General features: G+C 42.8%; 23 protein-coding genes. 12 read left to right on the top strand and 11 right to left on the bottom strand.

Going from position 1 to position 22805, the window contains the following annotated elements; genetic code table 11:
* Window positions 1-7: 7 nt before the first annotated feature.
* The 11 genes from fabZ to AKG39_RS11330 all read right to left on the bottom strand — a co-directional run bounded on the left by fabZ (window position 8) and on the right by AKG39_RS11330 (window position 8789).
* Window positions 8-424 carry a 3-hydroxyacyl-ACP dehydratase FabZ gene (fabZ, locus tag AKG39_RS11280; protein ID WP_050740501.1) on the bottom strand — a complete coding sequence of 139 codons (417 nt, stop codon included), beginning with the start codon at window positions 422-424 and terminating at the stop codon, window positions 8-10.
* Between the two features lie 2 nt (window positions 425-426).
* Window positions 427-903, bottom strand: a complete 477-nt coding sequence (accB, locus tag AKG39_RS11285) for an acetyl-CoA carboxylase biotin carboxyl carrier protein (RefSeq protein ID WP_050740502.1) — start codon at window positions 901-903, stop codon at window positions 427-429.
* Window position 904: 1 nt separating this feature from the next.
* Window positions 905-2152 carry a beta-ketoacyl-ACP synthase II gene (gene fabF, locus AKG39_RS11290; RefSeq protein WP_050740503.1) on the bottom strand — a complete coding sequence of 416 codons (1248 nt, stop codon included), beginning with the start codon at window positions 2150-2152 and terminating at the stop codon, window positions 905-907.
* A gap of 8 nt (window positions 2153-2160) precedes the next feature.
* The gene (gene fabG, locus AKG39_RS11295; protein ID WP_050740504.1) at window positions 2161-2901 is read right to left on the bottom strand and encodes a 3-oxoacyl-[acyl-carrier-protein] reductase; all 741 of its coding nucleotides are present in this window, start codon (window positions 2899-2901) and stop codon (window positions 2161-2163) included.
* The gene (locus tag AKG39_RS11300; RefSeq protein ID WP_050740505.1) at window positions 2895-3836 is read right to left on the bottom strand and encodes an ACP S-malonyltransferase; all 942 of its coding nucleotides are present in this window, start codon (window positions 3834-3836) and stop codon (window positions 2895-2897) included. The genes fabG and AKG39_RS11300 overlap by 7 nt, the downstream gene beginning before the upstream one ends.
* Entirely contained in the window at window positions 3824-4771 is a 948-nt protein-coding gene (locus AKG39_RS11305; protein ID WP_050740506.1) for a nitronate monooxygenase, read from the bottom strand. The genes AKG39_RS11300 and AKG39_RS11305 overlap by 13 nt, the downstream gene beginning before the upstream one ends.
* Before the next feature lie 8 nt (window positions 4772-4779).
* On the bottom strand, window positions 4780-5001 hold the full coding sequence (locus AKG39_RS11310; protein WP_050740507.1) for a phosphopantetheine-binding protein: 222 nt from the start codon (window positions 4999-5001) through the stop codon (window positions 4780-4782).
* A 307-nt stretch (window positions 5002-5308) separates the two neighbouring features.
* Window positions 5309-6277: a beta-ketoacyl-ACP synthase III gene (locus tag AKG39_RS11315; RefSeq protein WP_050740508.1), complete on the bottom strand. Its 969-nt coding sequence runs from the start codon at window positions 6275-6277 to the stop codon at window positions 5309-5311.
* Between the two features lie 65 nt (window positions 6278-6342).
* Window positions 6343-6639: MarR family winged helix-turn-helix transcriptional regulator (locus AKG39_RS11320; protein WP_160316177.1), on the bottom strand; the 297-nt coding region annotated here is incomplete at its 5' end.
* A 94-nt stretch (window positions 6640-6733) separates the two neighbouring features.
* Window positions 6734-7798 (bottom strand): NAD(P)H-dependent flavin oxidoreductase, encoded by a 1065-nt coding sequence (locus AKG39_RS11325; protein ID WP_201780275.1) that lies wholly within the window; start codon window positions 7796-7798, stop codon window positions 6734-6736.
* 76 nt (window positions 7799-7874) lie between these two features.
* Window positions 7875-8789 carry a DMT family transporter gene (locus AKG39_RS11330; protein ID WP_050740510.1) on the bottom strand — a complete coding sequence of 305 codons (915 nt, stop codon included), beginning with the start codon at window positions 8787-8789 and terminating at the stop codon, window positions 7875-7877.
* A 129-nt stretch (window positions 8790-8918) separates the two neighbouring features.
* On the opposite strand from AKG39_RS11330, the gene AKG39_RS11335 reads away from it, so the two are divergent.
* The 12 genes from AKG39_RS11335 to AKG39_RS11390 all read left to right on the top strand — a co-directional run bounded on the left by AKG39_RS11335 (window position 8919) and on the right by AKG39_RS11390 (window position 22716).
* Window positions 8919-9635, top strand: a complete 717-nt coding sequence (locus AKG39_RS11335; protein ID WP_050740511.1) for a histidine phosphatase family protein — start codon at window positions 8919-8921, stop codon at window positions 9633-9635.
* 28 nt (window positions 9636-9663) lie between these two features.
* A complete protein-coding gene (gene ybeY, locus AKG39_RS11340) occupies window positions 9664-10131 on the top strand; it encodes an rRNA maturation RNase YbeY (RefSeq protein WP_050740512.1) in 468 nt (155 codons plus the stop codon).
* Window positions 10132-10332: 201 nt separating this feature from the next.
* On the top strand, window positions 10333-10695 hold the full coding sequence (locus AKG39_RS11345) for a diacylglycerol kinase family protein (RefSeq protein WP_050740513.1): 363 nt from the start codon (window positions 10333-10335) through the stop codon (window positions 10693-10695).
* 20 nt (window positions 10696-10715) lie between these two features.
* Window positions 10716-11612 carry a GTPase Era gene (gene era / locus AKG39_RS11350; protein WP_050740514.1) on the top strand — a complete coding sequence of 299 codons (897 nt, stop codon included), beginning with the start codon at window positions 10716-10718 and terminating at the stop codon, window positions 11610-11612.
* A 20-nt stretch (window positions 11613-11632) separates the two neighbouring features.
* A complete protein-coding gene (recO, locus tag AKG39_RS11355; protein ID WP_050740515.1) occupies window positions 11633-12388 on the top strand; it encodes a DNA repair protein RecO in 756 nt (251 codons plus the stop codon).
* A gap of 100 nt (window positions 12389-12488) precedes the next feature.
* Entirely contained in the window at window positions 12489-14789 is a 2301-nt protein-coding gene (locus AKG39_RS11360) for an HD domain-containing phosphohydrolase (protein ID WP_050740516.1), read from the top strand.
* Between the two features lie 27 nt (window positions 14790-14816).
* Entirely contained in the window at window positions 14817-15206 is a 390-nt protein-coding gene (locus tag AKG39_RS11365) for a VOC family protein (RefSeq protein WP_050740517.1), read from the top strand.
* Between the two features lie 216 nt (window positions 15207-15422).
* Window positions 15423-15902: a hypothetical protein gene (locus AKG39_RS11370; RefSeq protein WP_050740518.1), complete on the top strand. Its 480-nt coding sequence runs from the start codon at window positions 15423-15425 to the stop codon at window positions 15900-15902.
* Between the two features lie 148 nt (window positions 15903-16050).
* Entirely contained in the window at window positions 16051-17661 is a 1611-nt protein-coding gene (locus AKG39_RS11375) for a metallophosphoesterase (protein WP_050740519.1), read from the top strand.
* 331 nt (window positions 17662-17992) lie between these two features.
* Window positions 17993-18907 carry a DMT family transporter gene (locus AKG39_RS11380; protein WP_050740520.1) on the top strand — a complete coding sequence of 305 codons (915 nt, stop codon included), beginning with the start codon at window positions 17993-17995 and terminating at the stop codon, window positions 18905-18907.
* Window positions 18908-19141: 234 nt separating this feature from the next.
* Window positions 19142-19807, top strand: a complete 666-nt coding sequence (locus tag AKG39_RS11385; protein WP_242852600.1) for a putative ABC transporter permease — start codon at window positions 19142-19144, stop codon at window positions 19805-19807.
* 995 nt (window positions 19808-20802) lie between these two features.
* The gene (locus AKG39_RS11390) at window positions 20803-22716 is read left to right on the top strand and encodes an oxidoreductase (RefSeq protein WP_050740522.1); all 1914 of its coding nucleotides are present in this window, start codon (window positions 20803-20805) and stop codon (window positions 22714-22716) included.
* Window positions 22717-22805: the final 89 nt, after the last annotated feature.

A 22805-nucleotide genomic window follows, 5' to 3' on the forward strand; every position in this document is an offset into this window, starting at 1 on the left:
TTCCTCCTTAGTCCATGAGGGCAAATGAAAATTCACCAACAACTGCAATTTTGCCATTCACTGATCCCGAGCCTTTGGCAAAATAAAAGGGTGGCTTGGAGTTTGTGATCGAGCAGGTAATTTCGATGGTATCCCCGGGTAATACCTTTTCTTTAAATTTCACCTTGTTCAAACCGGTGAAATAAGGAGTTTTTTTAACATCGCTGATTTCAGCTAAAAGCACACAGCAGGTCTGCGCCATGATTTCACAGAGGATAACCCCTGGAACCACGGGATTTCCCGGAAAGTGTCCCTGGAGAAAAAATTCATCTCCGGTGACGGTGTAACGTCCGGTTGCGGTGGTATCATCTATTTTTTCAGCCTCATCCACCAAGAGCATTGGCTCACGGTGGGGGAGGATGGTTTTAATTTCGTCGCGTTTCATAATTATCTTCTTTCTTGAATACGGTAAAGAACCTGGCCGTATTCGACCACTTGACCATTTTCCACACAGACTTCTACAACGGTGCCTGGGGTTTCGGCGATAATCTCATTCATGAGTTTCATAGCTTCAATAATACACAGGGTATCGCCTTCAGAAAAGCTTTGACCAATCGTCACAAAGGCTTCGCCGTCGGGCTTGCTGCTTTGATAAAAAACACCGACCATCGGGGATTTGATTTCTGTAATGGAAGGGTCAGCCGCGGGAGTCGCGGTTTTTATTTCTTCCTCTGGGACCGGGTGGATCAAATGATGCACCGGTGTTTCCAGAGCATGGGATCGTTCAGGGAAATGGGCGTCTTTTAGCTGAACATCCCGTTTGAGTTTGATCTTCAGATTACCCTGATCAATTTCCATGCTGGTCAGTTTTTGATCGGACATGATTTTGGCCAGCTCACTGAGAGTTTTTGTATTTAATTCCATATTATTCACCAAATTTTCTAAAAGCGAGACAGCCGTTATGACCGCCAAATCCTAATGAAACGGAAATGGCCAGATCGCTTTTAATTACCCGCTTCACATTGGGAACATAGTCAAGATCACATTCCGGATCGGGTTCGCTGTAACCGATGGTTGGCGGAACAACCCCATCCCGGAGAGCAAGAATCGAGGCAATGGCTTCCACCGCACCAGCTGCTCCGAGCATGTGCCCGGTCATGGATTTCGTGGAGCTTACCAATGTTCTTGAAATATTATCGCCCATGGCTTTTTTAATGGCCAGAGTTTCGGATTTATCGTTAAGGGGGGTACTGGTGCCATGGGCATTTACATAAATCTGTGAATCCTCAAGAATTACACCCAATTCCTGGGCTTCAGCGAGGGCCTGAGTAATGGCACGGGCGCCGCCATTGGCATCGGGATGGGGAGCGGTGATGTGATAAGCATCACAGGTATGCCCATAACCAACTACTTCGGCATAAATTTTTGCGCCACGTTTAAGGGCCAGTTCCAAATCTTCCAGAATGATGGCTCCGGCGCCTTCACCCATAACAAAACCGTTTCGGCGTTTGTCAAAGGGAATACAGGCCTGGGTGGGATCATCGGTAGTGGTAAGAGCCATGCAATTGGTAAAACCGGCAATGGCTAAAGGAGTAATGCTGGCTTCGGTTCCTCCGGTAATAATGGCGTCTGCATAACCGTGCTTAATGGCCCGGAAAGCTTCGCCAATAGAGTTGGTGCCGGTGGCACAGGCGGTTACGATGGGCAGACAGGGTCCCTGAGCATTGTAACGAATGGCAATGGTGCCGGCCGCAATGTTAGAAATCATCATCGGAATAAAATGCGGTGAGATCCGGCTTGGGCCTTTGGTAGCCATTTTTTCGCATTCGGTTTCAAAGGTATGGATACCACCGATGCCGGAGCCCATGTAAACTCCTAGTCGGGTCGGGTCAACATGATCCAAAACCCCGCTGTCGTCCATCGCCTGGATGGCTGCTCCCAATGCATATTGGGTAAATAAATCAGTTTTTCGGATTTCATTTTTCTTAATGTATTCAAGAGGATCAAAATCTAGAACCTCTCCTGCTACGGTGACCTTTAATCCTGTGGTATCGAATTTTTTAATGACATCAATACCGCATTTTCCATTTACTAAACTTTCCCAAAAGGTGTCGACTTTACTTCCTACAGGGGAAACGACACCACATCCTGTTATGACTACTCTTCGATTCATTGTTTCTCCTAAATATAGAGACCGCCATCAATTTTAATGACTTCTCCAGTAATATATCCTGCCATGTCACTGCTTAAATAAACACAGAGGTTGGCAATATCTTCTACCTGTCCTAAACGCTTTAAAGGAATTAACTTTAGTATTTCTGCTACTATTTCCGGCTTTAGTTTTTTGGTCATATCGGTATCGATAAAACCCGGAGCAATGGCGTTACAGGTAACCTGACGCAGCGCCATTTCTTTTGCCGTGGACTTGGTGAGACCAATCAGTCCGGCCTTGGCCGCTGCATAGTTACATTGTCCAATGTTGCCCATAAGTCCGGACACCGAGGAAATATTGATGATCCGACCCTGACGCTGTTTTAAAAAGTAGGTACCGGCATGTTTGGTCATGTTAAAGGCACCTTTTAAATTAGTAGCAATGACCGAGTCAAAATCCTCTTCCTTCATGGCAATCAAAAGCTTGTCTGCGGTGATGCCGGCATTGTTTACAAGAATCTGAAAGCTGCCAAAATCGTTGATGACCTGGGCTACCAGCGCCTTGGTGGCGGCAAAATCCGTAACATCGCACTGGTAAATTTCGCACTGTACACCTTTTGCCTGAATTTCATTTTTGGTATCCAGGGCGGCCTGTTCGCTACCCCGATAAACAATCGCCACATTGGCATGGGCCGCGGCCATTTTACGGGCGATGCTCCGGCCAATGCCCTTGGCTCCGCCGGTGATTAATGCTGTTTTTCCTGTTAACATTCTAAAGACCATTCCTTTCCAGCCTTTTGTTTTTCATAGTAATCTCTGATCAGATCATCACTGTGAAAACTATTTATTTCGCTGCTTATTTTTTTTAAAAATCCCCCTAAAGTTTTTCCGGGGCCTACCTCGATAAAGGTGGTGATGCCGTCTGCCATCATTTGGCGGATGGTTTTCTCCCATAAAACTGGATGGTTGATCTGGTGAAGAATACCGGCTTTGACTTCCTCCGGTGATTGGGGATAGGGGAGTGCTGTTGCATTTCCGTATAAGGGAATGGATCCCTTTAAAAAAGACAACCCATTGAGTGTTGGCAGTAACGTCTTAACGGCTTCCTCCATATAAGGGGAGTGGAATCCGCCGGATAAACCAAGCGGCATGCCACGTCCGCCTAAAGCCTTTGCCCGGGCTACAAAATCAGGGAGGTCCGCAGTTAAAAGCGCCACCACCAGTTGCCCCGGACAATTGTAATTCACAGGATAACACCCGGTGAATTCTGCACATAGGGTTTCCACCACAGCATTATCCAGCTTTAAAACCGCCGCCATAGTGGCATCGGACCCACGGGTTGCCATTTCCATGGCTTGACCACGGGCGGTTACTAATTGCAAACCATCTTCAAGGGATATAATACCGGCGGCCACAAGACCGGATATTTCCCCAAGGGAGAAACCCGCAACGGCCTGGGGGCTTAACCCCATGTCGTTTAAGGTAACCATGGTCGCTATTTCCACAGCAAAAATACAGGGTTGAGTATTCACGGTTCGGTTAAGTACTTCCTTGGGGCCATCAAAACATTGACTTAAAGTTCCTGGGCGCAGGGCTTCGATGCTTTCAAAGACACCCTTTCCTGAAGGACTGGTATCAAAAATCGATTGGCCCATGCCAACAAAGTGGGCACCTTGACCAGGGAAGAGAAAAGCTATTTTACCCATTGGATTCCTCCATTTAAAGCTGTTTCAGTTTCTTTCACTAATTTTATAATAATTTCATTAACACTTTCTTTTTCGTGAATCAGTCCGGCAATTTGTCCGGCCATAAAACAGCCTTTTTTGGAGTCACCTTCCTGGGCGGCAATGCGAAGTGCACCACGGCCAAATTCTTCAAGGGTGTCTTTTGGTGTTAAAGGATCATTTTCAGCTTTTAAAAATTCTTTGGCAAAGGTTGTTTTAAGGCATCGGACCGGATGACCCAAAGATCTTCCGGAAAGAGTGGTGTCAATGTCCTTGGCTTTAATGATTTTATCCTTGTAATTTTCGTGGATATTGGTTTCACTGGCCACTAAAAAACGTGTTCCCAATTGAACTCCAACCGCACCCAGCATTAATGCTGCCGCAATTCCACGACCGTCACCGATCCCACCGGCGGCAATCACCGGGATGGAAACTGCATCACAGACCTGGGGAACTAAAGGCATGGTGGCTAAATCGCCCACATGTCCTCCGGATTCTCCGCCTTCGGCAATGACCGCAGTAGCGCCGGCACGTTCGGAATAGCGTGCTAAGCCTGAAGATGGAACTACCGGAATGACCTTAATGCCGGCATCAATCCAGAGCTTCATCAATTTTCCGGGGTTTCCGGCACCAGTGGTTACCACCGGGACTTTTTCATCAATAAGAACCTGGGCTATTTTATCAACATGGGGATTCATGAGCATGACATTAACCCCAAAGGGTTTGGTGGTCAAACTTTTAGCCGTTTGTATTTCCTGACGCAGCCAATTTTCATCAGCATTCATTGAAGATATAATCCCTAAACCACCCGCATTGGATACGGCAGCAGCCAGCTGGGCATCGGATATCCAGGCCATTCCTCCTTGAAGAATGGGAAATTCAATGTCTAACAGTTCGCAGAGTGGTGTTTTAATCATTGCGACACCTATGCGATTGCTTTTTCGATAAGTCCTACAACATCGCCAATGGTCAGAAGTGTTCCGTCCATTTCAATGCTTGTATCAAAAGCTTCTTCAATTTCCATAACCAGTTCCACAGTATCCAAAGAATCCAATTCCAATTCTTCAAAGCTTGAGGTCATGGTCACTTCTAATTCAGGTTCTTCCTTGTAATTACGTAAAATCTCAACTATTTTTTCAAATACCATTGGGTTAATCCTCCTAAGATTGTTTATATTTTTTAAAATTTTTAATGTAGCAATTATGATGTTTTAATCAGTAGTATGAAAATGACCGTAGGGGCGTGTAGCACACGCCCGCAGACGTTTATATCTTTATCTTGTGTTTAAGGGATAAATTTTCCTCTTGCAAATCAAAACTAAATACAGTTTACGCTGGTAAGTTTTAAGGACAATTGTTTATCAAATTGTATGCCTCGTGGCGAACAGGCATAGCCTGTACGATCTCGGCTCATACAATGATAAATAATTGTCATTAAAACAGTCAAGCTAACAGTTACGCTTCCTTTGACCATTCCAGCACACAGGCACCGGTGGTTAAACCGCCGCCAAAGGCGGTCATGGCAATGAGCATTCCCGGTTTTAATTTGCCGCTTCTGTTAAGATCATCAAGCGCCAGAGGAACGCTGGCAGCCGAGGTGTTTCCGGTGTTCTGAAGTCCGAGAACAAACTTGCCCATGGGTATTTTCAAGCGTTTTGCAGCACTTTCAATAATCCGGAGATTGGCTTGATGGGGGACGATGAAATCCAAATCTTCCAAACGAATGCCAGCTTCTTTAGCAACTCGCTTGAGATCATCGCAGATAGCGGCAACGGCAAAACGATAGACTTCAGGACCGTCCATGGTTAAATAAGGAATAGCCAGATCTTGTTTTTCAAGACCAGGATGATTTCCCTTGGCCCAGGGAATACACAGTGCATGCTGGTTTCCAACAGCCGAAATGTAAATGGACTTAAGATCGTTACCGTTGGTTATGACCGCCGCACCGGCGCCATCCGCAAATAAAACCGCGGTTGAGCGATCCGTCCAGTCAACCAGTTTTGACATGGCATCGACGGCGATGATTAAAATTTTCATGGGTTTGCCCCGGCTTAAATAGGCATCCGCCAGATCCAGACCATATACAAAGCCTGAACAGGCGGCGTTGATGTCAAACGCCGGACAGGTTGCTCCAAGCTTTTCCTGGATAAGACAGGCCAGAGAAGGGGTAATGGTGTCGCCGCCAAGGGTTGGACAGATGATCAGGTCAAGGTCCTTTGGTTGAATATCGGCATTTTCCAGGGCATTCACGGAAGCCGACAGGGCAATGTCCAAAATGGATTCCTCGATACAAATATGTCGTGATTCGATGCCTGTTCTTGATAGAATCCAATCATGGGATGTATCGAGAAATGCGGTCAGGTCTGAATTAGTCTGGATTGTTTTTGGCAAGGCAGACCCTGTTCCAATAAGTGAAAAGGACATTTGTTCCTCCAAGCATCAGGATATCAATGTAGTTTTTTTGCTGCTGATATGCCTGATAATTTTTTTTAAAAAAAACCATTGAGCTTTTCCATGCCATGAATCAACACTTCTTTTTCATGGTCGGTCATCTCTTTTGATACTTCATTCACCATTTTCACATGAAAATACTGATGAATTTTATCGATCCGCAGCCCTTTATCGGTGAGCCGCACATATACCATCCGGCCATCGGTACTGCTTTTTTCTTTTTTTACATAACCCTTTTTCACCAGCTTATTAATGGCAATGGTTACCGAGGGCAGGGTAATGTTTAAGATTTGGGCGAGATCGCTGATGGTCTTCCCATCATTTTTGTTTTTTCCNNCAATTAATTAGATTGTCTAACTAATTATAATCCTAAAAAAAATTTTGTCAAGAAATGGCAAAAGAAGTCAACATAATTTAAGCGTTGTTTAATTAAATATCCATGAGTTCATTCATTAGCTTTTCAACTGTAGTGATCTCAGTGATTTGATAGGCATTGGCTCCTGAAAAAACATAACCATTGTCCAGGTCTCCGTGTTTTCCGGCGATGAGTGCCAAACCGATACAATAGGGAGCAGTTTTATAATCACAGGATTTGATACAGTTAATCGGACAGCTTTTGGGCTTTCTTAAACCTGCTGAAACCTCTTCTAAAAATGGATTGTGGATAGCTCGACCCGGTAATCCCGCAGGACTCACAATGATTTCAATATCTGATTGTTTCGCATGAACCATGGCTTCTTTAAAGGCCAGTGCTGCATCACATTCTTCGGTGGCCACAAATCGGGAACCAATCTGCACCGCATCCGCCCCGGCTTCCAAAGTTTTTCGGACATCATCAGCTGTGGTAATGCCGCCGCCGGCGATTAAGGGAATTTTTCGGCCCACTAATTCTTCATAGGGTTTGATTTCTTCAAGTACTCCGGGAATCATCTCGGGCAGGGGTTGTTCCAATAACCGTTCCGGAGTGAGATCTTCGTTTTTAAAGCCCAGGTGTCCGCCGGCCAATGGGCCTTCCAGTACAATGGCATCCGGCGCAACCTTATAGTGTCGCCACCAATGCTTGAGAATCAGCTTCGCCACACGTCTTGAAGAAATAATAGGGGCTATTTTAGTTAAGGAGTTTTTTGTTAATTCCGGTAGGGTTAAGGGGAGCCCCGCACCGGCAAAAATAATATCCACACCGGCTTGTACGGCATCCTTAACGATTTGTTCGTATTGAGTCAAGGCGACCATAATATTAATCCCGATGGGACGATTGCCTGATATTTCCTTAGCACGCTTTAAGTGATCTTCCAGGGCTCGTTTATTGGCAAGCTTTGAATCTTTTTTATATTCAGGGTAATCACAGCCCATTTCAACCCCGGATAGTACACCGAGACCGCCGTTTTTAGAAACATTTCCGGCCAGGCTTGAAAGGGAAATACCAATGCCCATGCCACCTTGGACGATGGGCATGGAAAATTCCAGATCGCCAATTTTAAATTGAGTTTTCAATAAAAAACCTCCTTTTCTTTTTATCTTTCGATTTTAGAAATCATAGCATAGGAAACATAAAAAAGTAAAGTAAAAGCTAAACCTCGGATATTTTTTCAGACTTTTTTTGCTTACTCTTAAGAAAAGACCACTTGGTTTCCGCGGTTAAAATTCCCATAAAAATAATGAAACAACCGCTGAACATCAGCGGGGTAAAGGCATCGCCAAGGATTATAATGGAAAGGATACTTCCGAAAACGGATTCCAGGCTGAGGATAATGGCAGCGTGGGTGGAGCTGGTGTATTTTTGAGCGACGGTCTGTCCGAGAAAAGCCAAAAATGTGCAAAACACACCCAGATACAGGCCATTGACAAGACCGGCAGCAGGAATATCAAGGGTGAATTCTCCTGAAAAAATCACATAGAGTAAAGATAAAACAGCGGCAAAACTTAATTGAATCACCGTCAGGTCAATGGGGTCATGCTCCTTTGAAAAAATACCAACTGCCACAATATGACAGGCAAAAAGAAAGGCACAAAGCAGGGTCAGGCTGTCCCCAAGCTGAAAGGTAAATCCGGTTGAAAAATCAACGGTGAGCAGAGCAAGGCCCAGCATCATAATAAATGCGGCAATGAAATTATATCGATCCGGCTGGTGTTTTTTCACTGCCCAGTAAATGAATGGAACCATGATTACGTTGGTCCCAGTGAGAAAGGCCTGTTTCCCAGCAAGCATGTATTGGAGCCCGATCATTTGTGCCGCAAAGGCCGTAAAGAGAAAAAAACCGATCATGCATCCGGCCCTTAGGGTTTCTTTTGAAATGTTTTTTAGGCTTTTTCGGAAGATAATCCCCGAAAGCAGGGCGGCAACCGTGAAACGCAGTGCCATCAGCATCATCGGCGTCATGGAGTCCAGGGCGTTTTTTGATGCTACAAAACCGCTACCCCAGACAAAGGCCACAGCCACAAGGCCAAGATCTGCTAAAAAGGATTGTTTTTTAAGTTTTTCCATGGAGAGTTCCTTTCTTTGTTCATTCCTCTCATTATATACAAAATATCCATAGCAAGTCAAAAATATTTTGGATTCCCTTAGGCAAATAGGTTATAATAGATGGGAATATTAAGTTAGGAATGGTAAAGTATGAAACTTGTATTAGTCAGACACGTTGAGACCTGGGGTAATGTAGAACATCGCCTGAATGGTCACACTGAATCAGAATATACCGACCGGGGCAAAGCCATGAAGGAAATCCTGGTTAAAGAACTCATTGATTTAAATGAAAAGTTAAACTTTAATAAAATCTTTGCCAGCCCGACATCACGGGCACTTAAAATTGCCAGTGATGTGGGAGCAGGCATTGGCAAAGATGTAACAGCGGACCCCCGACTCCGGGAATTTAACTTCGGTATTTTCGAAGGAAAAACACGGGACGAATGCATTGAAATCAGCCAGGAGGCATGGGAACTCTGGATGGCGGATTACCTTGATTATGTGGTCCCCCAGGGACAGAGCCAACGTGACTATCATGACATTTGCGCTGAATTTATTGCAGAGCTTGAATCCGATGACACGGTGCTCCTGGTTGCCCATGGGGGAACCATCCATGGATTCCTCACCAATCTGCTGGAGCTGCCCATTGACAGCAAATGGCATTTTGACATAAAACTGGGAAGCATCACCGTTATTGATTACAACCACGGTTTCGGCATGCTTTCCGGGATGACAACCCCGCCCTATGATGAGCTGATCCCACCGGATAAAGAACCTTTAGGGGATGCCAATAAATCCGTGATGAGGGCAGAAGCGAGAACAGAAGCCCAGGCAAAAGCAAAAGCGGCAAGAAAACAAAAGGCGTGAAATTGACGAAAACCAGAGAGGAAATAATATGCTCGTAGTAGCTTATGATAATCGAAGTGAGTTTGAAATAGAAGACGCCATGCTGGAAGAAATAGAAGACGCAATGGTGCGTACGCTGCTCCATCAGGAAATCGGAGTGGAATGCGAAGTTAGTTTTTCTTTTGTGAAGGCTGAGGAAATAAAAAATTTAAATGCCGAGTACAGGGGAATAGACGTAGTCACCGATGTGCTTTCCTTTCCCATGTATGAAGATTTCATCAATAATCGGACAACTATTATTAAAGAGAATCCATTTTTGCCCCTGCTTCTCGGGGATATTGTGATCTGTGTTCAGCAGGCAAAAACCCAGGCAGCAGAGTATGGGAATACCCTAACCCGGGAACTATGCTATTTATCTGTTCATAGCGTGCTACATCTTTTAGGTTATGACCACATGGAAGATGATGAAAAATCAGAAATGCGGATCATTGAAAAAGATCTTATGGGCGACGACTGATTATAAGGTGATTCGTAGGAGCGATTATTAATCGCCCGTAGACGTTTGGCTGGAAAACCAATGTTTGCCTAAATGCTCAACGTCTGCGGGCGTGTACTACACGCCCCTACGGCAGTAAATAGACGTTGGTCTATTACACAAAAAGTTTGCGAAAAACAACCGTCAATTGCTTAAATCAGCCAAAACAAGGAGGTAGATGGAATGCGGAGAAAACTCACCAAAAGTTTCTCTTTTGCTATTGCAGGAATAAAATACACCCTTAAAACACAGCCAAATATGCGAATTCATCTGGGTATTGCCTTTATTGCAGTCATGGCCGGTGTCGCATTTCAAATTCCTTCCAGTGAATGGCTGGCATTGGTAATTGTGGTTTCCTTTGTCTTTATTCTGGAAATCTTAAATACCGCCATAGAAACACTGGTGAATCTCTATACCGAAGACTATCATGAGCTCGCCAGAATAGCGAAGGACACTGCCGCAGGGGCCGTTATGGTTGCTGCGATTATGTCGGTTTGCGTGGGACTCATTATCTTTTTACCAAAAATACTCAATTGGTTATATTAACCAAAGAAAGAATGTGAACGATGAAAGAATCTTTTAAATCAGGATTTATCAGTATTGTTGGACGACCGAATGTTGGAAAGTCAACCTTATTAAATAATATTATGGGAGAAAAGCTGGTGATTACATCAGCAAAACCCCAAACCACCCGAAATGCCATTCGCTGTATTTATACGGATGAAAAATCTCAGATGGTGTTTATTGATACCCCGGGCATGCATCGTCCCAAGAATAAGCTGGGAGATTACATGCAAAAGGCGGCTGAAAACACCATTAAAGATGTGGATGTGGTTTTATATCTGGTTGAACCCGAAACAAAAATCGGTCCCGGAGATCAGTATATTCTTGAAAAGTTAAGACTCAGTAAAACCCCGGTTATTCTCATTATCAATAAAATCGATCTGATTCCCAAAGAAGAAATTCTGATCACCATTGCAGCTTATCAAAAATATGATTTTCTTCACAGTATTATTCCAGTATCTGCCGCAAAAGGGGATGGGGTCAAAGAATTACTGGAAATTATTAATGGCATTCTGGAACCGGGTCCGATGTTTTTCCCTGCGGACATGATCATCGATCAATCCGAACGATGGATTGTCCAGGAATTGATTCGGGAAAAACTCCTTAATCTATTAAATGAAGAAGTTCCCCACGGGATTGCAGTCGAAGTCACCTCTATGAAACCCCGAAAAAACAAGGATCTTATCGATATAGAGGCCACGGTTTTCTGTGAACGTAAAACCCATAAGGGCATTTTAATTGGTAAAAATGGGACCATGCTCACAAAAATCGGAAGCCAGGCCCGTAAAGATATTGAATTTTTCCTAAAAACCCAGGTTAACCTTCAAATTTGGGTTAAGGTTCGTGCGGATTGGCGTGAGAAGAATTTTGATCTTAAGGACCTGGGTTATTTTGAATAAACACGTAGTCTCGGGAACTTATGTCACTGATTAAAACCAAAGGCCTGGTCATCAAAGAGCAGGCCTTCAAAGAACAGGATAAAATTCTCACCATTTTCACCGAAGACGAAGGAAAGATCCAATGCATCGCCCGGGGTGTGCGCAGACCCAAAAGTGGTCTCATGGCCAGCACCCAGATTTTCGCTTACAGTGAGTTTGTCTATTATCCGGGGAAAAGCTTCGGCAGTATCAACCAGGCGGATCTCATTGAATCCTTTTACCCACTAAGAAATGATCTTACAAAAATGGCTTTGGGTGCCTATCTCCTGGATTTAATGAATAACGCCTTTGACTTCTTTCAGAAAAGCCCGGAAATACTCAAGCTTTTGCTTCATATTCTGTACTATATGGCCCAGGGAAAGGCCAAAAGCGACCTCGCCCTGGTAGGAGCCTTTCAAATGAAACTTGTCAGTTATTTAGGCTACCGGCCGCGGTTGGACCGTTGTTCCGCCTGTGAATCCCAGGAAAATTTAAACTTTTTCAGCATTGAAAACTATGGTCTTTTGTGTCGGGACTGTTACAGTAGTCCCGGTTATGCCTATAAAATAACAGATAACATGGTAGCGGTATTGGCAGACTTTTTAAAAGAACCCATAAAAGAAATTAAAAATCGCGAATATTCATCCGAAGACATGATGAAACTCAACGATATTTTAGACCATTATATTGGAAATTGCATTGGCAAGGGCTCTAAAGCCTATGCTTTTTATAAAAGCATGCTCAATCCACTGGTATGACATGTCCGCTGGCATTCCCGGCAATCGACTGCTGTTTTGCAAGTCTGCTATATTAATAGATTAAAAACCCAGGCCTTTAAAAATGAAAGAGGATGAAGAAATGACAAAGAAAAGTATCTCAATACGGATGATTCTCATCCTGCTGTTCCTCATCCTCACGTTTTCAACCGTTGGCATGATCAGCTATATTATTTTTTCAAACTGGTTATCTTCTGCCAGTAATACCTTTATCGAAATGGCATCGGATTTTAATGGCGATATATTAGAAGAAGTTGATGAGTTCATAAAGGATCCCATGCACATCAACGACATCAACCATCATGTCATCGAAAATGAGATCATCGATCTTTCGGAGGTTTCCGCTCGAGAAGCTTTTTTTGTCAATGTCATCAAAACCAGTAATCCCAATATATACAGTTTCAGTTATGGTCAGGAAAACGGTGATTATTATGGCGCCAGGAGAAACCAGAATAGAGAAATCGAAATTTTGCGTAACAATGCGGATTCGGGATTCAACTCATTGTATTATTCGGTAAATGAGGATCTAACAGCCGGTGACTTAGTTTTAGCTGCGGGACAATTCGATCCCCGAACACGGGAATGGTATAAAGCGGCAAAAGAGTGTCAGGGCCCCATATTTTCCCAGATATACAAACATTTCATTATGGATGATCTGACGGTATCGGCCGCCTATCCCATTTACAATGCGACCGGAGAGTTGGAAGGAGTCATGGGAACTCATCTCATACTGACTGATATCAATGATTTCTTGAAGGAAATTGCTACCGAAAAAGAAGCCACTGCAATTATAATTGAGAAAGAATCCGGAAATTTGGTGGCCAATTCCTTTGATCATGTTAATTTTATTACCCTGGAAGACGGCAATGTTCAGCGAACATCCATTGGGGAAATAGACAACTCAGCCATTCTTAAGGCCTACGAAAATTACAGATCTACGGGGGAAACCTTTTCACGCATAAAAACAGACAATGGTCAGATCACCGTCAAACTCAGCGAATATAATCAGGAAGGTCTCTCCTGGCTAGTGATTACGGCCATTCCCGAAAGTATTGTTACCGCTGGAATTTATAGAAGTATTCAATTAACCATGGGATTAACTCTGCTTGCATTGATTATATCCGGCTTAATATTTTTCAAATTGGCAAACATGGCTTTTAAGTCTGTATCCAGTCTCATTGAAACAACTGAAAAATTTTCAAATGGTGATTTGACCATACGTGCAGTAATTACCAGAGATGATGAAATCGGGCAGATTTCAGTTGCCTTTAATAGCATGGCAGATACCATTTACAACCTTGTCCACCGACTTGAAGCCAAAGTCTCGGAACGTACCAGAGAACTGGAAGAATCCAATGACGCCCTGGAATACCTAAGCTATCATGACAAACTAACCGGGCTTTATAACCGATTCTATTTTGAAAATATAATGAAAAGTTTTGACACCGAAAAGCACCTACCGCTTGGGTTGGTTTTCGGAGATGTGAATGGTTTGAAACTAACTAATGATATTTTTGGCCATGTTGCCGGAGATGCCCTTTTAAGTAAAGTTTCAGAGATACTCAATAAGGTTTTTCGTAAAGAAGATATCATTGCCCGGGTTGGCGGGGATGAATTTGCTATTCTTCTCAAAAACACCCATCCGGATGAGGTCCATATGCTTATGGCAAGGGTGAAAACAGAATTTTCAAACGAACATATTCTGGCGTTAAAGGGCAGTATCTCAATGGGCTGTGACACCAAGACCGGTCCTGGGAAAAGTATTTCCGATGTGCTGAAAAATGCTGAAGACGCCATGTATCGGGATAAAACCCTTAACCGTAAAAGTATAAATTCGGGCTTTATCGAAAGCATTATCGCAACCCTTCATAATGGAAATCCCAGGGAAGTAAGGCACTCCCAAAACGTCAGTGAACTGAGCCAACGGATCGGGCGAGCCATGGATTTATCTGAGGCTGAGATTAAACGACTGAAAGAAGCAGGCTTTCTCCATGATATTGGAAAGGTTGTGTTGGATAATGAGGTTTTAAGTCAAAAAAGGGTATTAACCGAAGAAGAAAGAAAACTCAAACATGAACATGCCGTCGTCGGATACAGAGTTCTGAATATGTTTGATGAAACCTTGGATCTGGCAGAATCCGTTTTCGCCCACCACGAGCGCTGGGATGGGTCTGGTTATCCAAAAGGCTTAAAAGGCGAAGAAATACCCGAGTTAGCTCGGATTATTGCTCTGGCTGAATCCTACGATGCCATGACAAATCCCAGCGTTGAGGCCCTGAGAACCAGTGAGGAAGCGATCCGAAAGATCAAAAATATGTCAGGAATACGATTTGATCCTGATATCGTTAATGTTTTTGTTAAAATGATGAAAGAAACAAAATAAATTATTAATACAAACAAGGAGAAAAAAATGGGAAAATTTAAAATAGCACATACTATGATTCGTGTACTTGATTTGGACCACTCCCTGGAATTTTACAAAGAAGCATTGGGCTTTGAAGAGGTAAAAAGGCGTGATGAACCGAAGTACGAGTTTACCCTGGTATTTTTAGGAGATGGCAGTCCCAATTGTCATCAACTTGAACTCACCTACAATTACGGGCAGGGCGTTCCCTATGATCTGGGAACCGCCTATGGTCACTTAGCGGTAGTGGTGGATGACCTTGAAACCGCTCATGCTGATCACAAAGCCAAGGGCTATAATCCCACCGAACCCAAGGGGCTCAGCGGCGACGGGAAACCCCGCTACTATTTCATAACCGACCCTGATGGTTATAAAATAGAAATTATTCGGAATTAGTTTGAAAAACAACAAGAATAAACAATGCCACATAATCTATGTGTGGCATTGTTTATTTTTTGCCAAAAATCTTCACCATATCTTCCATACAGTGCAATTAAGTGGTATAATTTCTCTACATGATAAAGAAGACGAATATTTTTAGCATACTAGGTAGTTGCGAAACTCACGGCAGTATGGCAATTACCAATTTTTATCTTGAAAGGAGAAAATCAAATGAATAATGAAAACCAATCCGCCATTGTATTTTTCTCAAAAGACGGGAATACAAAAATTGGAGCCAAGCGATTAAACGAACGACTGAACGGCAAAATAATTGAGTTGACCGAAGCGAGAAAAGGAAACGTTCTTCAGGCATTTTTGAAAATGGGTTCCAAGCTGCAGGGAAGTCCTTGGGACGGAATAAAGGATGCGACGGATATTTACCTGATGCAGCCCATTTGGGCAAGCAATGCTGTTCCGGCAATGAATGCATTTCTAAAAAAGGCGAATTTCCAGGGAAAGACAGTCACCATTATTACCTTTCAAGTCTCACCGGATCTTAACGGCAGTGACAAAGTTCACCAGGCAATCGGGGAACGCGTCAAAAATAAACAGGGCATAGTGAAGGCAACCTATGCATTAATTGGCGGCGGTATCGGCGAATGTGCCGGGGAAGAAAAAATTAATCCTCAAATCGATGGGATTGTCATATAAAGAAATGATGAATAGTCTGAATGGTTCGAATACGGCTACTTTCAGACTGTTCTTTAAAAAAGAAATAGACTTCCATTAATCCTTCTGTTAAGCTGAGATATACTCGTTTCGCTATCTACAAAACGCAAATCAACAAGGAGAGTTTATAATGAAAGATAACAATGAGCCAATGGTTGGTGTCATGACATTTACATCCAATGTTTTCATGTCCAATTCGGCGAAACAGCCGCCGATGAATGACCGGATCCAGACAATCACACTGACATTCAATGAACAATTGGATGTCAAAACAGTTTCCGATTCAGTGGCGCTTTACACAATCAAAAGGGATGGTGCCTTGGTTAAAGAAACCATCAGTTTCCAAATTGATTGTGATGATAAAAATACCATTATGATCAACAATCAGATGGTCAGAACCTTTACCGGGGGAGAAGCCTACAAAATCGAAATAAGTTCCAAACTGAAGGCCGTAACCGGAGCAACTCTGGCCGAGGACTATGTGGGCTATTTTGCCACGAACACCCTTTTTAATTTCACGGATATTCCGGATCTGAACAATGAACGGTCCCAGATTGTGATCATCAGCGATTTACATTTAGGTATCGACGATGCCTTTGCTGAAACCGTCGCCAATAAACAGGCACTGGCCAGCTTTTTAAACCAGGTGAAGACCTCACCTCATATCAGCGAACTTGTGATCACAGGGGATCTGTTTGACGGTTGGTTTTTACCCATGGAATACGACCTTCCGGATACCCAGGATGAATTTTTTGATGGGGTTGCCGCAAACAATCATGTTATTGTGAATGCCTTCAATGACATTATCCAAGCTGGAGACATCAAAGTTACCTATGTTCCGGGAAACCATGATATTCTGTTAACCGAAGCCGATGTTGCCCGAATTTTACCAGGGATCAACCAGGCAAGGGATGAGAACCAAGGTCTCGGAACCTATGTCACTGGTAAAAATTCGGAAATCGCCATTGAACATGGCCATCGCTGGAATATTTTTTGTACTCCTGATCCCATCTCAAACCGTGAGATTACCAAAAATACTACTTCGATTCTGCCACCCGGTTATTTCTTCACACGCATCGCAACTAACTCCCTGAGAGAAGGGCAGCCCAAAGATACCACAAATACTTTCCCGATTGTGAATCCACCAGATCAAACCGATGTCAGCCAATTTGGTTACTATGTGTTATGGCGAATTTGGCAGGGTGTTATGGAATTGCTGCCGGTTTATGAAAACTCAGCGGAAAAGCTCATTAAAACCAACATTGACGGTTTTACAGAAACCTATGCCATTAACGATCTCTTTCCATACGAAAATGAAGCGGGTGTAATTGATGTTAAATTATATAAAAACATGCAGGATACCTGGGACGAACGCCAGGAAATCAATGGTATAAAGGTAAAAATTCCGTATATTGAAGCCCTGGCCAAAGCAGCAACCTTTGATTTTACCGATGATCAGGCCCAAAATCAATTTTTTGATCTGGATGCCTCCAAACGAATCGTGGTTTTCGGACATACCCATGTGGGCCGTGTTCTGCCGCGAACCAATCCGGCTGGCGAAAAAACAATCTATGCCAACTCCGGCACATGGATCGATCGAAACCCGGGATATCCAACCATGACCTTTGTGGTGATAACCCAGGCAAAAACCGATTCGGCCATTGACACCGTAAATTTGTATCAATATTCAAATGAAAAAACAATCACCCAATGGTGTGAAGGCCAGGCCATCATACAGTAACTTGTAAATTTAGTTTGACTGAAAGAATCGTCCTAGCGACAATGATAAATCGTTGTGTGCTGCAAGATCGTACAGGCTATGCCTGTTCGCCTTGATGCATACAACTGATGTTATCATTTTCGCTAGGACTTACTTTTTTTGTTGGGGATTATCAGCAATAGCTAAAAGCTAGAGGTGAGGGAAAGGAATAATGTGATAGAAAAGGTTATACTAATTAAATTTGGTGAGGAACCAGATTAATTGATATAATAAAAACTGTTGCAAAATAAAATGGGGCTTTAATTGATGAAGTAAGTAAAGCATCATTTAATAAATAAACCGAGGAGTTATCATGAAGAAAATCTATATTTATGTGTTTTTAACGGGGATGCTGTTTGGGTCTATGGAGGTTGCCCTGAAAATCGGAGGTGCGTCCTTTGATCCCATCCAGTTGACATTTATCCGTTTTTTAATCGGGGGATTGATGTTGCTGCCTTTTGCCCTCCATGATTTAAAGAAACGACAGGTGAAATTCACCAAAGGGGATATCGGTTATCTGTTTACCCTGGGATTTGTGTGCATTTGTTTTTCCATGGTCTTGTTTCAAATAGGACTAATGGGTATCAATGCCAGTCTTGCGGCGATGATCTTCTCCATTAACCCGGTGTTTACCATGGTTTTTGCTCACTTTTTGGTGCATGAGAAATTTACCAGAAAAAAAGCTTTTGCACTTGGAATAAGTATCATTGGGCTGATTATCGTCATGAGTCCGACTAAACTTTTTTCCGGAGAAAATAATGTCTGGTATTTACTTATGACTCTGGCAGCCGCTATTTCCTTCGGATTCTATACCGCATTTGGTAAAAAGCGGATTGGCAAAATCGGGGGACTGGCCCAGAACAGTTTCAGTTTTTTAATGGGTTCCGCCACTCTGCTAGTTATGCTTGTGCTTACCGGAAGACCGGTTCTGGCCGGTGTGAGTATGGAAACCATGCCATTATTAGTTTACATAGGTGTATTTGTCACAGGTGTTGGCTATTATTTTTATTTGAAAGCTGTGGAAAGTGCCGGGCCCTCCACAGCCTCCGTGGCGTTTTTTATTAAGCCCATGGTGGCCCCGATCTTCGCCTTTTTTATCTTGGGAGAGGCGATCACCGGCAACATTCTTTTCGGACTGATTTTTATTCTCTTTGGGTCCTTTATTAATCTGACGGATGGTGATAAATTGGTCAGATTATTCAGATTGAAAAAGGTGTTTTTCAAGTAAACAGTTTGATGACAGCAATAAGTAGATATTAAACCTACGAACGTTTCAAATTCAGCGGAAACCCGAAATTTTTAATTTTTAAAACGAAATTGAAATATTTTGGGTATAAAGGTAATTAGGGAATGGTTGATGCTTTGCATCCAACCAATGGTGATAAGCAATCCCAAAAATGAATAGATTTGCTTTATTGCATTCCAATCCCCAATATATCCACAGAAAGGAATGGAAATAGCTATGAAAAAAATGCGGGAAAGATCATTCGTCTCTGGCATTACCTTTTATAAGTTGTTTTGGGTTTTTATGACTGGCTGTGTTTTTGGTGTCGGTTTGGAAACACTTTTTTTCTTAATAACTACTGGTTTCATTGAAACTTCCAAGGGCGTTATCTATGGCCCGTTTAATCCGGTTTATGGTTTTGGTGCGGTTTTTCTTACCCTAGCGCTTCATCCTGTTTTCAATAAGCAATGGTATATTATTTTTATTTTAAGCATGGTTCTGGGCGGGGGATTTGAGTTTTTTATGAGTTATCTCCAGGAATTCGTAACCGGAACGGTTTCCTGGCAATTTCAGCATCTGCCCTACAATTTATACGGGCGTACCAATCTGCTGCAGTCATTTTATTGGGGCGTGTTAGGTCTTTTATGGGTGAAAAAAATTGATCCATTAATATCCATGTTTATTGAAAAAACACCGCTCAAAATTGGGATACCCCTAACCTGGATCTTCGTTATTTTAATGATCTTTAATCTGACAATCTCGCTGTTAGCGGTAACTCGCTGGGATCAACGCGTAAACAACATTCCCTCAAGTGGTGCTATTGGAGAATTTTTAGATAAAACCTACCCTGATAGTGTTTTAAATGATATTTATCCAAGTATGGATCATGTGGGTCACCCTTAAAAAATCCTTAATTGCGTTAGCATCTAATAATAAATAAAATAGCATAGCAGAGCCAATTTATCATGTATACAAAACTGTGACAAACGTTTACATGATATCTATTTACTATTGGAAAAACAGCGCTATAATATAATTACATTAAAGATCAACTTGATCATTTCTTAACTGATAATCTTAATACAATTGATGGATGGAGAAAAGCTTTGAACGTAAGAGCAGGTTTCTCTGAAATGAGTAAGATTGGGAAAAGGACTTTATCGATGTTACGGAAGGTTGATTCAGTGAAATGTCGATTAATCAAAAAATGAATTCCCAGGTTTGGCAGATCGTGTTCTCCAGACTAAAAGAATTCCATATCAGATCCAGATGAAGAACTATAACTGGAGTGAATGAAATATTTTAAGATTTAACAAGCAATTCAAAGGATGAGCTGGAAAATAATGATTGATGCAAGAAATAATCTTGATAAGAAAATTGAGAGTTTCTCAGGAAGTTAAGTGTGAGGTTACATTAGGAGATTGAAAAAGAAGATTTTTGATGAAATCAGAAGAGGTAGGTCCAAAACGGATGACGTCTGAGATTAAAAGCTAGAGCCGGTTTTGCATGTGAAAGTGTGAAATCGGTTTTAGCATTTTTTGTGTGCAAAACCTGATTCACTATCAGGCAGTCTGTTGATATTTTTGCTGACTGACAACGTTCCAGGTATTTAGCTCATAAAAAGCAAAAATGGAAAGTGTGATGGCCTATTATTGTCAGAAGCTGTTTAAACTCATAAAGATTGGATAAATAACCTAGTGTAACTATTGACTTTCGGTCATGAAAGGCTCTGGGGGTTTGGCATCGTTGACGTCTTTTGATTTAATTACTCGTGCTTAGATCACCATAAAAACCCTATCCATTCATCCGGGCAGGGTTTTTTGTGTTTCTGTCAATTAGCATTATTATTGAAACAATAAAAAGCTAAAGCAGCTCCCAAATTAAGGAGGACCAAATTGATGTATGAAAATTTGTTTAAAGCCATTTCCATTGGCACGCTCCAAATTAAAAACCGTGGTGTAATGCCTGCAATGGTGACCAACTTTTGCAATTCCGACGGCTCGGTTTCCGACCGTTTTGTAGCCTATCATGAAGCCCGAGCCAAAGGCGGGGTAGGTCTGATCATTGTCGAAGCCGCCTATGTGAATAGGGGCGGCAAAGGGTTTGCAAATCAAATCGGCATTGATAATGACGCATTGATACCAGGTTTAAAAAGGCTCACGGCCAAAGTCCATCGACATGGCGCAAAAATTGCCCTGCAGCTATACCATGGTGGTCGGCAGGCCAATACCCAGGACAGCGGCACGGAAGTGGTCGCACCATCTGCTATTCCCTGCCCGGTGATTCAGGCAATGCCTCATCCACTGAGTGTAGAAGAGATAAAAGATATCGAAAAAGAATTTGCCGATGCTGCCGAGCGGGCCAAGGAAGGCGGTTTCGATGCAGTCGAATTGCATGGTGCCCATGGGTATCTGTTGAATGAATTTTTGTCGCCTAACAGCAATCGCCGGATGGATAAATACGGGGGCACACTGGAAAACAGACGCCGTTTTCCTTTGGAAATTGTGGATGCTGTTCGCCTGCGGGTGGGGGAAGATTTTCCGGTAATTTACCGGATTTCATCAGAAGAATTTTTAACCGACGGACTGACCATCGTGGATACATCGGATTTTTGTAAGGCACTGGTTGAACATGGGGTTGCGGCAATTAATGTTTCCGGCGGATCCTACGCCTCGGGTAAAATAATTAGTGGACCTGATGATATTTTAGGCGTTTATGTGGACAATGCCAGTATCATTAAGGAAACCATCCAAAATAAAGTACCGGTAATGGTAGCCAATCGAATTAAGACACCTGAATTTGCCGATGATATCATCGGCAGGGGAAAAGCAGATATGGTTGCTACCGGCCGCGCCCTTATCTGCGATGCCGATTTTTATCATAAGGCTAAGACCGGGCATAGAGATGAAATACGCGGCTGTTTAAGTTGTAACCACTGTATGAGTGCGCTAATGAGCGGGATTTGTATTTCATGCAAATATAACCCATTAACCGGACATGAGTCGGAATATGATTTAGCCCTGCCAACTTTGACAAGGAAAAAAATCATGGTTGTCGGAGGAGGTCCAGGGGGCATGGAGGCAGCCTTTATTGGTGCGGTGAAAAATCATGCGGTAACCTTATATGAGAAAACCGATCGTCTCGGAGGCAATCTCCTGGCGGGAACCAAATCTCCCTACAAATCTGAAATGATCGAAGTGGTTGAGTATCTCTCAACGATGCTCAAAAAAAATCGGATTCCCATTAATTTCAATACTGAGGTAACCATGGAACATATCCTCCGTGAAGCTCCGGACCTGGTTATTTTGGCTATGGGTTCATCCCCAACCATCCCGAAGATTCCGGGGATTGGCTATGACCATGTAGTTCTGGCCGAGGATGTTCTTTTGGGACGCAAAGTAGTTGGAAAAAATGTGGTGATCATTGGCGGCGGTTCGGTGGGGATTGAAACCGCTGAACTCCTTAATGCCCAGGATAAAGATGTCGTCGTTATTGAGATGGGTAAGGACATTCTTTCTGATTTATCACCGACTTTAAAAACAAGCCTGGCCTCACGGATCAGTCAGACCAGAATCCAAATACTGGTAGATCAGAAAGTGATTAAAGTACGAAAACGCTCGGTTGTGATGAAAAAAGAACGCATCAAAAATATGGATTCTGTGGTGGTGGCGGTAGGCTACCATTCCAATAATGGACTGATCAAGGAACTGGAAAAAATTAATATCCCCTTTTCCGTCATCGGCGATGCGGTTAACCCCAGAAATATTTTTGATGCTGTGAAGGAAGGGTTCCAAGCCACCTATGGCATTTAAAAACAGTTGCCATTTTTTAATAGAGGTACTAAAAAGGTGGTAAAAAAATCAATGTGGTTTCAGGAAACCGAACCGATAAAAATTTTATT

This window comes from Acetobacterium bakii (assembly GCF_001263355.1).
In the GTDB taxonomy this organism is placed as follows: domain Bacteria; phylum Bacillota; class Clostridia; order Eubacteriales; family Eubacteriaceae; genus Acetobacterium; species Acetobacterium bakii.

Coding starts and splice junctions, on each gene's coding strand:
- fabZ (WP_050740501.1), bottom strand. CDS start 424: ATGAAACGCGACGAAATTAAAACCATCCTCCCCCACCGTGAGCCAATG.
- accB (WP_050740502.1), bottom strand. CDS start 903: ATGGAATTAAATACAAAAACTCTCAGTGAGCTGGCCAAAATCATGTCC.
- fabF (WP_050740503.1), bottom strand. CDS start 2,152: ATGAATCGAAGAGTAGTCATAACAGGATGTGGTGTCGTTTCCCCTGTA.
- fabG (WP_050740504.1), bottom strand. CDS start 2,901: ATGTTAACAGGAAAAACAGCATTAATCACCGGCGGAGCCAAGGGCATT.
- AKG39_RS11300 (WP_050740505.1), bottom strand. CDS start 3,836: ATGGGTAAAATAGCTTTTCTCTTCCCTGGTCAAGGTGCCCACTTTGTT.
- AKG39_RS11305 (WP_050740506.1), bottom strand. CDS start 4,771: ATGATTAAAACACCACTCTGCGAACTGTTAGACATTGAATTTCCCATT.
- AKG39_RS11310 (WP_050740507.1), bottom strand. CDS start 5,001: ATGGTATTTGAAAAAATAGTTGAGATTTTACGTAATTACAAGGAAGAA.
- AKG39_RS11315 (WP_050740508.1), bottom strand. CDS start 6,277: ATGTCCTTTTCACTTATTGGAACAGGGTCTGCCTTGCCAAAAACAATC.
- AKG39_RS11330 (WP_050740510.1), bottom strand. CDS start 8,789: ATGGAAAAACTTAAAAAACAATCCTTTTTAGCAGATCTTGGCCTTGTG.
- AKG39_RS11335 (WP_050740511.1), top strand. CDS start 8,919: ATGAAACTTGTATTAGTCAGACACGTTGAGACCTGGGGTAATGTAGAA.
- ybeY (WP_050740512.1), top strand. CDS start 9,664: ATGCTCGTAGTAGCTTATGATAATCGAAGTGAGTTTGAAATAGAAGAC.
- AKG39_RS11345 (WP_050740513.1), top strand. CDS start 10,333: ATGCGGAGAAAACTCACCAAAAGTTTCTCTTTTGCTATTGCAGGAATA.
- era (WP_050740514.1), top strand. CDS start 10,716: ATGAAAGAATCTTTTAAATCAGGATTTATCAGTATTGTTGGACGACCG.
- recO (WP_050740515.1), top strand. CDS start 11,633: ATGTCACTGATTAAAACCAAAGGCCTGGTCATCAAAGAGCAGGCCTTC.
- AKG39_RS11360 (WP_050740516.1), top strand. CDS start 12,489: ATGACAAAGAAAAGTATCTCAATACGGATGATTCTCATCCTGCTGTTC.
- AKG39_RS11365 (WP_050740517.1), top strand. CDS start 14,817: ATGGGAAAATTTAAAATAGCACATACTATGATTCGTGTACTTGATTTG.
- AKG39_RS11370 (WP_050740518.1), top strand. CDS start 15,423: ATGAATAATGAAAACCAATCCGCCATTGTATTTTTCTCAAAAGACGGG.
- AKG39_RS11375 (WP_050740519.1), top strand. CDS start 16,051: ATGAAAGATAACAATGAGCCAATGGTTGGTGTCATGACATTTACATCC.
- AKG39_RS11380 (WP_050740520.1), top strand. CDS start 17,993: ATGAAGAAAATCTATATTTATGTGTTTTTAACGGGGATGCTGTTTGGG.
- AKG39_RS11385 (WP_242852600.1), top strand. CDS start 19,142: ATGAAAAAAATGCGGGAAAGATCATTCGTCTCTGGCATTACCTTTTAT.
- AKG39_RS11390 (WP_050740522.1), top strand. CDS start 20,803: ATGTATGAAAATTTGTTTAAAGCCATTTCCATTGGCACGCTCCAAATT.